The organism is Sphingobium sp. WTD-1 (assembly GCF_030128825.1).
Classification (GTDB): Bacteria; Pseudomonadota; Alphaproteobacteria; order Sphingomonadales; family Sphingomonadaceae; genus Sphingobium.
Window position 1 is genome coordinate 4,580,146 of sequence record NZ_CP119127.1, and the last position, 12,437, is coordinate 4,592,582.

The 12,437-nt window shown below is 60.7% G+C and carries 11 protein-coding genes and 3 pseudogenes; 5 read left to right on the forward strand and 9 right to left on the reverse strand.

The genetic code is table 11. The annotated features are described in order from the left end of the window. The first annotated feature begins 222 nt into the window (after window positions 1-222). A complete protein-coding gene (locus tag N6H05_RS22765) occupies window positions 223-531 on the forward strand; it encodes a hypothetical protein (RefSeq protein WP_284111793.1) in 309 nt (102 codons plus the stop codon). Window positions 532-635: 104 nt separating this feature from the next. Beyond that, a pseudogene (istA, locus tag N6H05_RS22770) lies at window positions 636-1,526 on the forward strand (IS21 family transposase); the annotation flags it as partial. Between the two features lie 40 nt (window positions 1,527-1,566). Here istA and N6H05_RS22775 read toward each other — a convergent pair. Beyond that, window positions 1,567-2,790 carry an IS256-like element ISSpwi2 family transposase gene (locus N6H05_RS22775; protein WP_014082638.1) on the reverse strand — a complete coding sequence of 408 codons (1,224 nt, stop codon included), beginning with the start codon at window positions 2,788-2,790 and terminating at the stop codon, window positions 1,567-1,569. A 57-nt stretch (window positions 2,791-2,847) separates the two neighbouring features. On the opposite strand from N6H05_RS22775, the pseudogene N6H05_RS22780 reads away from it, so the two are divergent. The 3 genes and pseudogenes from N6H05_RS22780 to N6H05_RS22790 form a co-directional block, all read left to right on the forward strand. After that, a pseudogene (locus N6H05_RS22780) lies at window positions 2,848-3,486 on the forward strand (Mu transposase domain-containing protein); the annotation flags it as partial. Further along, window positions 3,476-4,255, forward strand: coding sequence for an IS21-like element helper ATPase IstB (gene istB, locus N6H05_RS22785; RefSeq protein ID WP_284110934.1), 780 nt, complete (start codon window positions 3,476-3,478; stop codon window positions 4,253-4,255). The pseudogene N6H05_RS22780 and the gene istB, both read left to right, overlap by 11 nt. A 248-nt stretch (window positions 4,256-4,503) precedes the next feature. After that, a pseudogene (locus tag N6H05_RS22790) lies at window positions 4,504-5,285 on the forward strand (IS5 family transposase). Between the two features lie 438 nt (window positions 5,286-5,723). Here N6H05_RS22790 and N6H05_RS22795 read toward each other — a convergent pair. From N6H05_RS22795 to N6H05_RS22830, 8 genes are all read right to left on the reverse strand, one after another. Then, window positions 5,724-6,347, reverse strand: coding sequence for a carbonic anhydrase (locus N6H05_RS22795; RefSeq protein WP_004210803.1), 624 nt, complete (start codon window positions 6,345-6,347; stop codon window positions 5,724-5,726). Between the two features lie 145 nt (window positions 6,348-6,492). Next, window positions 6,493-7,368, reverse strand: coding sequence for a bestrophin family protein (locus tag N6H05_RS22800; RefSeq protein WP_284111795.1), 876 nt, complete (start codon window positions 7,366-7,368; stop codon window positions 6,493-6,495). 52 nt (window positions 7,369-7,420) lie between these two features. After that, window positions 7,421-7,801, reverse strand: a complete 381-nt coding sequence (locus N6H05_RS22805) for a hypothetical protein (protein ID WP_234792434.1) — start codon at window positions 7,799-7,801, stop codon at window positions 7,421-7,423. Window positions 7,802-7,915: 114 nt separating this feature from the next. Further along, window positions 7,916-10,402 (reverse strand): heavy metal translocating P-type ATPase, encoded by a 2,487-nt coding sequence (locus N6H05_RS22810; protein ID WP_170828721.1) that lies wholly within the window; start codon window positions 10,400-10,402, stop codon window positions 7,916-7,918. Between the two features lie 49 nt (window positions 10,403-10,451). Continuing rightward, a complete protein-coding gene (locus tag N6H05_RS22815; protein ID WP_069337825.1) occupies window positions 10,452-10,799 on the reverse strand; it encodes a hypothetical protein in 348 nt (115 codons plus the stop codon). A gap of 164 nt (window positions 10,800-10,963) precedes the next feature. Next, window positions 10,964-11,206 (reverse strand): TFIIB-type zinc ribbon-containing protein, encoded by a 243-nt coding sequence (locus tag N6H05_RS22820; protein WP_069337830.1) that lies wholly within the window; start codon window positions 11,204-11,206, stop codon window positions 10,964-10,966. A 61-nt stretch (window positions 11,207-11,267) separates the two neighbouring features. Continuing rightward, window positions 11,268-11,891 carry a cation efflux transmembrane domain-containing protein gene (locus N6H05_RS22825; protein WP_069337824.1) on the reverse strand — a complete coding sequence of 208 codons (624 nt, stop codon included), beginning with the start codon at window positions 11,889-11,891 and terminating at the stop codon, window positions 11,268-11,270. Further along, entirely contained in the window at window positions 11,884-12,378 is a 495-nt protein-coding gene (locus tag N6H05_RS22830; RefSeq protein ID WP_069337823.1) for an SRPBCC family protein, read from the reverse strand. The genes N6H05_RS22825 and N6H05_RS22830 overlap by 8 nt, the downstream gene beginning before the upstream one ends. Window positions 12,379-12,437: the final 59 nt, after the last annotated feature.

A 12,437-nucleotide genomic window follows, 5' to 3' on the forward strand; every position in this document is an offset into this window, starting at 1 on the left:
GTTAACGTCCGTTGCGCTGGGCCTCAGCCAAGCGGACCTTGCAGCTGCCGCGAAAGATGCAGCCCGCCATGCTGTACTCGACAATGACGGTGTCATCGAAACGGCAAATCTCTCGAGGTCGATAAGCGATCGAGCACAACTTCATTCGAACTCAAGCACTTGAAGCATTGAGCGCGTTGACCTTCGATCCAATGTGAGTAATCACATCGGAAAGGGGGCCAAATGGCACGTTACGATCATATTCGTCTTCGCAACCTGGGCGTTGCATCTGCAGAGTTCGCATCTCCCGACGTCGGACGTAAATCACGCCCGACGTTTGTCGAGCGCCGGCGTGAGCACGGTCAACGGTTGGCACGGGATCTCGACCAGCTCCGCGCCATGTTCGCCAGTTCAATGGAGCGCCAAGCACTTTATGGCATTCCGGAGAAAAAGCGTGGCAGTGCGATATCGATAACGTCCAGACCAGGGCAGCTCCTTGATGTCGGCACCCTTAAACTCGAAACCCGTGATTACTCTGTCCTCGGCTGTTGATTGCCACTGAGATGTGACCCGGGGGCGCTATAAGTTTCCACTGAGAATTGACCCATGTTTCCCTCCCCTCCGGCTGTCAGTCGGAGGGTCTCGGAGTGATCGACATGGACTTACTCAGTGTGATCCGCCGATGGCATTTCCGGCAGGAGATTTCCATTCGGGAGATCAAGCGACGGACCGGCCTATCGCGCAACACCATTCGCAAATACCTGCGTTCCGATGCGGTGGAGCCCAGTTTCAGGGTTCCGGTGCGCCCCAGCAAACTCGATCCCTTCGCGGACAAGCTGTCGGCTTGGCTGCGGGTGGAATCCAAGAAATCCCGCAAGCAGAAGCGGACCGCCAAGCAACTCTACGTGGATCTGGTGGAGCTGGGTTACGATGGCTCCTATAACCGGGTGGCCGCCTTTGCCCGCCGATGGCGGACCGAGCTTCAGTATGAACAGCAGACCAGCGGACGCGGGACGTTCGTTCCTTTGGCTTTCCAGCCTGGCGAGGCCTTCCAGTTCGACTGGAGCGAGGATTATGCCGTGCTGGACGGCAAAGTGACGAAACTGCAGGTCGCTCATACCAAACTCGCGCATAGTCGCGCCTTCATCGTGCGAGCCTATCTGCTTCAAACCCATGAGATGCTGTTCGACGCGCTGACGCAGGCATTCCGGGTGCTGGGTGGTGTGCCGCAGCGCGGCATCTTCGACAACATGAGGACCGCTGTCGACAAGATCGGGACGGGGAAGGCGCGGCAGGTCAATGCCAGGTTCGCTGCAATGGCCAGCCATTATCTTTTCGAGACGGATTTCTGCAATCCGGCTTCTGGCTGGGAGAAGGGGCAGGTCGAGAAGAATGTCCAGGATGCCCGGCGCCGGTTGTGGCAACCGATGCCCAGTTTCCCTGGTCTGGCTGAACTGAACGCTTGGCTGGAAGCTCAATGCATCGCCCAATGGAGCGAGATCCAGCATGGCGCCATGCCCGGCACTGTGGCCGATGTGCATGCCCAGGGACTGTCAGGATTTCCGTGTGCGGCCGGGCGGTTGATCATCAGGCCGCCATGGCTCTGATGAAACGTTCGCCGAAGATCACGGCAAATTGCGCCTTCGCCATGGTCCACTCACGTGGTGGCATCTTCCACTCTTTCTCCGACCGATTCAAGATCAGGTAGAGCAGCTTGGTGGCGGCCTCGTCGCTGGGGAAGTGTCCCCTGGCCCTGACAGCCCGCCTGAGCTTCGAGTTCAAAGCTTCGATGGCGTTCGTAGTGTAGATGATCCGGCGGACCTCGTCGGGGAACGCAAAAAACGGGATCACCTCGCCCCAGGCGCGCCGCCAGCTCTGGCCGATGGCGGGATAGCGCTGCCCCCAAGGGCCAGCCTCAAATGCTGTCAGCGCCTTTTCGGCGGCATCTGCGTCGGTGGCACGGTAAATCTCCTTGAGCGCGCTGGCGAGGTTCTTTCGGTCCTTCCAGGAGACGAAGTCCATCGAGTTGCGCAGCAGGTGAACGATGCAGGTCTGGACGATCGCATCGGGGAACACTGCGGTGATCGCATCGGGAAAGCCCTTCAGGCCGTCAACGACGGCCAGCAGGATGTCTTCAACGCCACGGTTGCGAAGCTCGTTCATCACCCGAAGCCAGAACTTGGCACCCTCATTCTGCTCGAGCCACAAGCCGAGCACCTCCTTTGCGCCGTCGGCGCGGACGCCCAGCGCAATGTGGATCGCCTTGTTGCGCACCATGCCCTCGTCGCGGATCTTGACCCGGATCGCGTCGAAGAAGACCAGCGGGTAAACCGGATCGAGCGGCCGCTGCTGCCAAGTGGCGACCTCATCGAGCACGGCGTCGGTCACCGTGCTAATCAAATCGGGTGAGACGTCGATGCCGTATAGATCGTGCAGGTGCCTGGTGATCTCGCGGGTGCTCATGCCGCGCGCGTACATCGACACGATCTTGTCGTCGAAGCCGGGAAAGCGGCGTTGATACTTGGCGATCAACTGCGGGTCGAAGCTCGACTGGCGATCGCGCGGCACGTCGATCGCCAACTTGCCGGTGTCGGTCATTACCGTCTTCCGACCGTAGCCGTTGCGCATGTTGCCGGCGCCGTCTTCGCCAGCGAGGTGGTGATCCATCTCCGCATTCAGGGCACGCTCTGTCAGCGCCTTCTTCAGCGAATCGAGCAGACCGCCCTGCTCGAAGGCGGCACTGGCAGCGCCGCCCGCCAAAAGCTGATCGAGAAGCTCATTCGGTATGGCAGGTTCTTTGCGTCGTGACATAGTGGGACTCCTTGTTGCCCATTATGCCCGGCCGCACACGGAAATCCTGACAGTCCCCATGCCCAGGAAGCGTCCTGCCTGATGCCGCTGGGCCGGCCCTTCGATGGCTTTGTCGAGCAGATCAAGCGCGTATCGCCAACCTGCCTTATCGCCTTCGACCGCAACCGCTATTCGGTGCCTGCTTCGTTCGCGAACCGTCCGGTCAGCCTGAGGATTTACCCGGATCGTCTTGTCATAGCGGCCGAAGGCCAGATCGTGTGCGAACATGCCCGCCTTATCGATCGTTCTCATAACAAGCCGGGACGCACAATCTATGACTGGCGGCATTATCTGGCGGTGATCCAGCGCAAGCCCGGCGCCCTGCGCAATGGTGCACCCTTTCTCGAGATGCCCGAGGCCTTTCGGGAGTTACAGGGCCATCTGCTCAAGCGCCCAGGCGGCGACCGAGAGATGGTCGAGATCCTGTCCCTGGTTCTTCATCACGACGAGCAGGCTGTCCTGAGGACGGTTGAGTTAGCCCTGGAAGCTGGTGTCGCCACCAAGACCCACGTTCTCAACGTGTTGCATCGACTGATCGATGGCAAGGCGCCTCCAGCAGCGCCGATCGATGCGCCTCAGGCACTGCGTCTGACGCAGGAGCCCGAGGCCAATGTCGTTCGCTATGACAGGCTGAGGGAGATCCGCCATGCGTCATGACCCCGCCAGCGCTGCGGTCATCGTCATGCTGCGCAGCCTCAAGATGTTCGGCATGGCTCAGGCCGCCGACGAACTGATCCAGCAGGGCGCGCCTGCCTTCGATGCTGCCTTGCCGATGTTGGCTGGGCTCCTGAAAGCAGAAATGGCCGAGCGGGAGGTCAGGTCCATCGCCTATCAGATCAAGGCGGCCCGCTTCCCGGCCTACAAGGATCTGGCTGGTTTTGATTTTGCCGCCAGCGAGATCAATGAAGCGCTAGTGCGTCAGCTTCACCAGGGCGACTTCATGGAAAACGCCGACAACGTCGTGCTGATCGGCGGGCCCGGAACCGGCAAAAGCCATATCGCAACGGCGCTGGGCGTCCAGGCTGTCGAACATCACCGCAAGAAGGCCCGCTTCTTCTCCACGGTCGATCTCGTCAACGCGCTTGAGCAGGAAAAGACCTTGAACCGGTCCGGCCAACTGGCAGAACGCCTGCTACGCCTCGACCTGCTCATCCTCGATGAGCTGGGCTACCTGCCCTTCAGCCCATCAGGCGGCGCCATGCTCTTCCATCTGCTCAGCAAGCTGTACGAGCGCACCAGCGTCGTCATCACCACCAACCTAAGCTTCAGCGAATGGTCCGGCGTGTTCGGCGATGCCAAGATGACAACCGCGCTGCTCGATCGGCTTACCCACCACTGCCACATCCTGGAGACCGGAAACGATAGCTTCCGCTTCCGCGCCAGCACCGCTGCGCCCAAAACCAGAAAGGAGAAGCCAACATCTTGAACCTGCCGGTCATCGGCAGCACATAACCCGTACCCACCCGGGTCATTTCTCAATGGAAACCCCGGGTCACATCTCAGTAGCAATCAACACCCTGGGATCATGGAAATGCCACCAATCACCTCTCCCGGTCGAATCCCATCTCCAAGATCAATGTCGTGTGATTCGCTTGAGATGATTAGGCGGCGTTGACAAAAGGGATTCCCAATCGGTGCGTGTTCTGATTCAAGGCTGCTCTTTGGGGAGCGGTCATGGATCGAGGGGATTTGTCGGACGCGGAGTGGGAGTTGATCGGGCCGCTACTCCCGTCCGAGCGTGGGAGGCATGCCCGACCGGCCGGCGATAACCGGCGCTTTCTCAATGGCATGCTGCATGTGCTGCGGGTCGGTTGCCCGTGGCGCGACATGCACGAGCGCTATGGCAAGTGGAACTCGGTCTATGTCCGGTTCCGGCGCTGGGCGGAGCAAGGCGTCTGGGACGCCATGCTGCAAACGTTGGTCGATCTGGGCCTCACCGACGACTGGCAGCACATGATCGACAGCACCACGGTTCGCGGCCACGTCTCGGCAGCGGGCGGAAAAGGGGGGCTTGTGCGCAGGCTTTTGGTCGATCACGCGGCGGCTTTACGAGCAAGATCCACGCCCGCTGTGACAATCAGGGCCTCCCTGTCGGCTTCATCCTTACCGGCGGCGAGGCATCGGACTATACGGCGGCCGACGATCTGATGAACCTGCCGCTGCCCAAGCCCAGGGCGCTGCTCGCCGACAAAGGCTATGATGGCGACAGGTTCCGGGAGAACCTGCTCATGCGAGGCATCCTGCCCGTCATCCCGCCGCGCTCCAACCGCAAGGTGCCGGCCCATCCCGACTACCGGCGCTACAAGGATCGCAATCGTGTCGAGCGCATGTTCGCCAAACTCAAGCAGCAGCGCCGCATCGCCACCCGCTACGACAAGACCGTCCTGTCGTTCGAGAGCTTCATCAACCTCGCTGCCGCGCGACTATGGCTGAAAGCTTTTGTCAACACCGCCTAGATCTTCAAGCTGATGCTCTCGCAGCGTCTTTAGAATGAAACCCGACGTTAAATTCCAAAGGACTTTGCCTCCCCGGACCAATGTGGATCCGGCTATCCCAGGCAGAAATATGACAACGTCAGGAAATGTGCTGCTCATACGTCCCAAAACAAAGTTTCATATGCGGATTTTCCATCTCAAGACTTTCTTGTGCATACCCTGCTCGTTGTCCAGCACCGAAATGGTCAGCAGTTTGTTGTGTTGGCCCCAGCATCCTTGCGCTTGGCTGCACCTCGCATGTGCCGCTCATCTGAGTAGCTTGATGCTCGAAGGGCTCTTCGCTTCGATCGGGCTATCGCCTCGCGCTAATCAGACGCCCGCCTTCCTCTGAACCTTTGCTTGCCCGACTCTGCCCTACATCTTCGAGATGCGAAGATGTAGGGCAGCATCACGAATTCATCAGAGCCAGCGAACCCGGCCGGTCGACAATTCGTACACAGCACCCACGACCTTCAACTCGCCACGCTCCTGCGGTTCGATCAGCATCGGCTCCGAAAATTTCTGCAGGCGTTCGACCATGCGCCGGACATTTTCCTCGACAGCGGTATCGACCAGCTTGTCTTCGCCGACATTGCGCTGAGCAGCCAGAACGGCCGGTACGATCGGCTCGATCATACGAGCGATGCTGCCCGGGAACCGTGTATCCTTCGTCACGACGTCGGCCGCAGCCGCAACGGCACCGCACTTTTCATGCCCCAGCACGACGATGAGCGGCACCTTCAGCACGGCCACCGAATATTCGATGGAGCCCATGCCGGCGGTGTCCACGTTGTTACCGGCAGTCCGGACAATGAACAGTTCGCCGAGGCCGGCACCGAACAGCTGTTCTGGACCAACGCGAGAGTCCGAACAGCCCACCAGCGTCGCGAACGGCTGCTGACCTTCTGCGAGCGCCAGTCGCCGCTCGCGTGACAAGTCGGCCGGCACCGGCGCATCGGCCACGAATGCCTCATTGCCGTCGACCAGACGCTGCAGGGCCTCGTCCGGGGTCGGTTGCGTGCTGATTACGCTTGCTGTTGCCACTTCATACTCCTTCAAATGAATGGGGGCGCAAGGCAGATAGGAACCGTCTGTCGCCAGCGCCCAGCTCGATCGTAACGATTGATTTCCGCCCCTTTACGGCCTGTTGGAGGGTGTAACGGCTACGTCCGGCCTTTGATCCCCTGCCCTACCACTGCGTTCCCGCCACAGGAGGAAGCGGCCCCGGCCCCTTCCGGCCCAAAGACTCCAGAAGATCGATCTCGATCGTCCGACACATCGTCGATAGCGGCACGTCATGGACGGTGTTGGCAAACGGGTCCGTCAGATCCTGCCCGATCCGCAACGCAGCCAGGAAGATCATCCCGATCAGGGTCGACCCGATTGGCGTGTAAAGATCCAGCGTCTCGACCAGCGAGATCGGCAGCAACACGCAGAACAGCCGCGTGAAGAAGTTCGGCATGAACTCGAAGCCATTTGGCAGCGGCGTATTCTTGATGCGCTCCATGCCCCCTTGGGCATTGGCAATGTCGATCATCACCCGCTCGAACAGCGACTGCTGAATGGTGTCGATCTTCCCGTCAGCCCGCGCTCCAGACACGATGCGGGACATATCCTCGAGCAGCGCGTTGGGGCGGTTCGTACGCTCGGCAGCGACTTCGGCCGCCTCCTTGCCTGCCAGCCGCTCAATATCCTCTGTCGGATCCTGCCCCCGCAGGCGGCACCGCATCGCATGGGCAAAGGAGATCTGCCGCAGCACAATGGCTTCCGCTTCCGGGCCAGCTGGCAGCACATTGCGGCACAACCGGGCCATGCTGCGCGATGCGTTGATCAATGCACCCCATAAGGTGCGCGCTTCCCACCAGCGGGCATAAGCAGCATTCGTCCGGAAACCGAGAAACAGGGCGATAGCCGTGCCGAACAAGGCGACCGGCAGCGCTGGCTCCTTGATCGGCATGTATCGGTGGAAGATGGTGACAGCCACATCCCAGGCAAACAGAATGGTCAGCGGCTTCCAGATTTCGAGTATTATCTGCTGCAGGCGAGGACGCGCTCCGACGATCATCGCGGTTCTCCATTGTATATGATGTGAGAAATCTAGCGCCCAATTCTTAAAATCAGGGGGCCACCAAGGATCTAGGCTGACGAGCGCCAGTTCGGTTCAGGATGTCGAAGTTGCCCTCGGCAAAGAAGCCTACATGCACCGGCCCGGGCGATAGGTTGTTCCAAGACCATTCGTACAAGCTGCCATGCTGGGGGCGTAGTTCCCCCCGCTGAGCGCCCGAAGCAATCGTATCGGCAAGAATGGAGCCCTGGTGCCCATCTTCCAGGCGAAGACGATAGCGGACCTTCGCGCCGCGACTGTCGCTTACGAACCGTACGGTCCCCTCGCCCGCCACATAGGCTGCTACCCGCTGCGTTTCGCCCGGCCGGATCGTGAAGTGCATACGCTTCGTGGCGAGAGGATCATTGGGCGGTGCGTGCAGTACGCCGGACATCGCCCACACTCCCACCACAGCGAGAGCGACGCATATCAATATGCCTGTCCCGACGAAGATGGCGTCGTATCTTCCGATCCTCACATCGCGTCTCGATGGTGGCCCGTGTCCTGCTCAGGCACGGACCGGATCTCGATATGCCAGAAGCCGCAGCGCGTTGATGACCACCAACAGCGTTGATCCTTCATGAAGGGCGACAGCCGGTCCGATGCCAAGACCCAGGATGGTCGCCGGCACGAGGAAGGCGACGACACCCAGACTGACGAACACGTTCTGCCGAATGACCCAGCGCGTGCTGCGGCTGAGACCCACCGCGAACGGCAGATGCGACAGATTGTCGGCCATGAGCGCCACATCGGCGGTTTCCAGAGCTACATCTGAGCCGGCTGCGCCCATGGCGATACCCACGGTCGCGGTCGCCATAGCTGGCGCGTCGTTCACGCCGTCACCGACCATGGCGACCTTGGTCTCGGCCCGCAGCTTCTTGATGGCCTCGACCTTGTCTTCAGGCATGAGATCGCCCCAGGCTTCATCGATCCCGACCTGCTTGCCTATGGCATCAGCCACACGCTGGTGATCGCCCGAGATCATGATCATCCGCTTGATGCCGATCTCGCGCAGGCGTTCCAGCGCCGCGCGGGCGGCTTCGCGCGGCGTATCCAGAAGACCGATGGCCCCCATGTCCCGCGAACCGCTGCGCACGACCATGCTGGTCTGGCCTGCCTCCCGGAGCGTCTTAATCGCGGCATCCATCTCTCCGGACAGCGGGGCGATGCCGTCGCTGCCGAACATCTCGGCCTTGCCGATGAGAACTTCGTCTTCACCGACAAGAGCCGAGATGCCGCGACCCGTGAGGCTTTTCAGATTTTCAGCCTCCGGAACTGGATGATCGCCAATATGGTCGCGTCCGTCGCGCGCGATCGCCTGGGCCAGCGGATGGTCGCTGAGGCTTTCTACAGCCACCGCCAACGCCATCAGCTCTTCCTTGGTAATGCCAGGCGCCGGGATGATCTGCTGGATGCGCGGCTCGCCCATCGTCAGCGTGCCGGTCTTGTCGAACGCGATAGCGTCGAGCGAACCCAGCAATTCGAGCGGGGCACCGCCCTTCACCAGGACGCCACCACGCGCCGCACGGGCAACACCCGACAGCACGGCGCTCGGCGTCGCGATGGCCAGCGCACAGGGACTGGCGGCCACAAGGACGGCCATCGCCCGATAGAAACTGTCGCGGAAAGGCTCGTCGACGACGACCCATGCGAACAGCAACAGGAACGCCAGCACAAGCACCGCAGGCACGAAGAAGCGCTCAAAGCGATCCGTGAACCGCTGCGTCTGCGACTTCTGCGTCTCCGCCTCGCTGACCATCTTCACGACCTTGGCCAGCGTGCTCTCGCTCGACAGGCGCGTGACCTCGATCTCGATGAGGCCGCTGCCGTTGATTGTGCCGGCGAAGACCCGGCTCGCTGCAGCGACGCGATCAGGATTGGCCCGGGCAGCGTCCGCGCTTTCGACCGGCTCCTTGTCGACCGGGATGCTCTCGCCGGTGACAGGCGCCTGATTAACCGCAGAATTGCCCTTGATGACGAAGCCATCGGCCGCGATGCGCTCGTCCGGCTTGATGATGACGACGTCGCCAAGGACCAGTTCCTCGACCGGCACGACGCTGGAGCCACCATCCATCCGCCGAACGGTAGCCGTCCGCGGCGCCAGTTCGGCCAGCGCTTCGATTGCACGCTTGGCGCGCCCCATGGCGTAGTGCTCGAGCGCATGCCCCAGACTGAAGAGGAATAGCAGCAAAGCGCCTTCGGCCCAAGCCCCAAGAGCGGCCGCGCCTGCTGCTGCCACCAGCATCAGCGTATCGATCTCGAAGCGCTTCTGGCGCAGATTTTCGATGGCCTCGCGCACTGTATAGAAGCCGCCGAAGACATAAGCCGCTATGAAGAGAGCGAACGGAACCCAGGCGGGTGCAGTCAGGAACGTCTCGATGAGGTAGCCCACCCCCAGTGCGCCGCCGCAGGCCAGAGCAAAGATCAGCTCGGTGTTGGGTCCAAGCAATCCGCCGTGCCCATGATCATGGTCGTGCTTCTCGCCAGCCGGGTGATCGTGATCTTTGTCGTGGTCATGTGCCGACGGCTTCTTGTCCGGAGCGGTGAGAGCCTTGCGGCTCACACCTGCATCGCGAAGCGCCGTAAGAATTCCATCCTCCGAAGTGATCGTGCGATCGAACTCGACCCGCACCGTCCCAGGAAGAATGGCCTCGGCTTCAAGCACGCCTGGCAGCGCGCGAAGCGTTTCGCCAATAGACCTGGCACGCCTCTGATGACCAATGCCGTCGACCTCCCACACCACATGGCCTATACGCTCTGCGATCTGCGTCCCCGCCGCCTTCGCCAGCTCCCGGATACGCGGAAGAGAGATCGCGTCCGGATCATAGTGGATGCACAGCTGCGGCAGTGTGCCGGCTGGTTCCTTCGTGACATGCACTTCAGAGACACCGGGACGGCTTTCGATCAAGGATATCAGGCGCGAAACGCAGCCATCAGCCGTGTCGGTGACTTCGGGGAGCAGCAGGGGGACATCGAGGCGGAGTTTTTCAATCATGACCATTATCCTGGTTGGGGCACACTATCTTCGGTAAAAGCAGTTGCCATCAAGGTGGATGCAGGCGTCCCTGCTTGCTGATCGTCCGGGTTCTCCTGCAGATCAGCGGCTTCTGATCGGCGCGTACCAGCTTCAACGTGTCGACGCCGGTCAGGCTGACATTGAGCTTATCGCCGACATAGGTCAGGCCCGTGTCGGGCGCGGTGAGACGGATCGGCTTCTGGTCCGGCAGGATCGCCAGATCGAGGGTCAACCCATCGACAAGGAAATCGCCATCCAGCTGCGTTCCATCTTCGCATGCGTAAAGATGCTCCCCGACGAGCGTAGGGATGGAATTGCGGTCATGGCGACTTTCATCGCCGCCGCTATTCTGCTGGCATCCCATCAGGCTGAGCATCAGGGCTCCTCCAGTCAGGGAGAGACGGCTCAAACGATACTGTTTCAGGCGCATGTTGTTTCCCGGATCTCGAGGGTAAACTGTCGTCATGGGCGGCAAGGGAAGCCGCCCATGACGCGGGCCGTTCTCACACACAGGGGTAGGTGCGGCGGCCAAACTGGTCATCAGTCGAACAGTTCGCGCAGGAAGCCCTTGCGACGACCATGATGGCCGCCCCGAGATCCATGGCCGTCACTACGATCGCTTCCATGCTTTGAGCCGGACACACCCAGCGTGCCTTCACGCCGTTCGACCGGCTGAGTTTCGCTGATGCTGCGTTCGATGATCTTGTCGAGTTCACCGCGGTCGAGCCAAACGCCACGACACTGAGGGCAATAGTCGATCTCGATGCCCTGTCGTTCGCTCATGAGCAGGTCGACCTTGCACGCCGGACAGGCCAGTCCGTTCGAAGGGGTACGGTTCGTCATGTCAGGCCTCCTTGATTTCTGGGCGGCCCTTGGCCTCCCGAATTTCGCTACGGGCGTCCTTGAGGATCTCGATCCCGCCCTTGATGGCGATCAGCGCAGTAGCGACACCGACGAGAAGATCCGGCCAGTTTGTGCCGAGCCACCAGACCAGCACGCCGGCGATCAAAATGCCGCCATTCGAAATGAAGTCGTTGAAGCTAAAGGTTGTAGCTGCGCGCATGTTGACGTCTGGCTGCTCAAGCCGTTGCAGCAGCCTCAGGCAGATGAAGTTGACGACGGCTGCCACGGCCGACATCGCCATCATCGCTGTGCCAATGGGCTCGCTGCCGTAGACATATCGACGACCGACATCGACGAGGATGCCGACTGCGAAGACCAACAGCATAGAGCCGGAGAACATTGCCGCCCGGCTCTTCCACATGACGCCTCGGCTCAGGGCTACTAGGCTCAGAGCATAGACGAGAGCATCCGACAAATTGTCGACACCATTGGCGATGAGCGCGCTGGAGTCTCCAGTGAAGCCCACGACAAAGAAGGCAGCAGATATGAGGACATTCAGGATCAGCACGATCCAGAGCGTCTTGCGCTCCATTCCCTGATCGGCGCCAGTCGTTGCGCTATCCATCGCCCTTCTCCTTGCCCTTGGTCACATTCGCGGCTCGCCGTTTGTGACGATTGGGTGGAGGAACCGCACGGACCGCGCGCTTCGCCAAGGCCATGAAACTTGCGTCTTGCTCCCTCATCTGGCGACGAAGGCCCTGGACTATCAGGCGTGCCCACAGCCCGAGAAAACCTGTGCATTCGAAACTGTGCCGCACGTGCAGTCCTGTTTCATTCTCGAAAAGCTCATACCCCTCTTCGATACTGAACAGCGGGAATGTCCTTGTCCGCCAGCGGATGCTGTCCGGCTTTTGATGGGCCACAATCTTAGCTTCGAGCGATGCATGTTTCCCCATCACACTCCAAGTCATATCGATCTTGTTCCCAAGCTCGATCACGCATGGGCCAAAGCGATAGTGCGGGTGCCATGCCTCATATTGGTTGAGGTCGGCCAACAGCCCCCATGCCCGCATACGCGAGATCTGAGGACTGAATATGGTTTCCTCTCTCATCGGTCTGATCCTTTCCTTCGATCAGGAAGAGGCGGGAGGGCAATTCCTGCCCTCCCGTC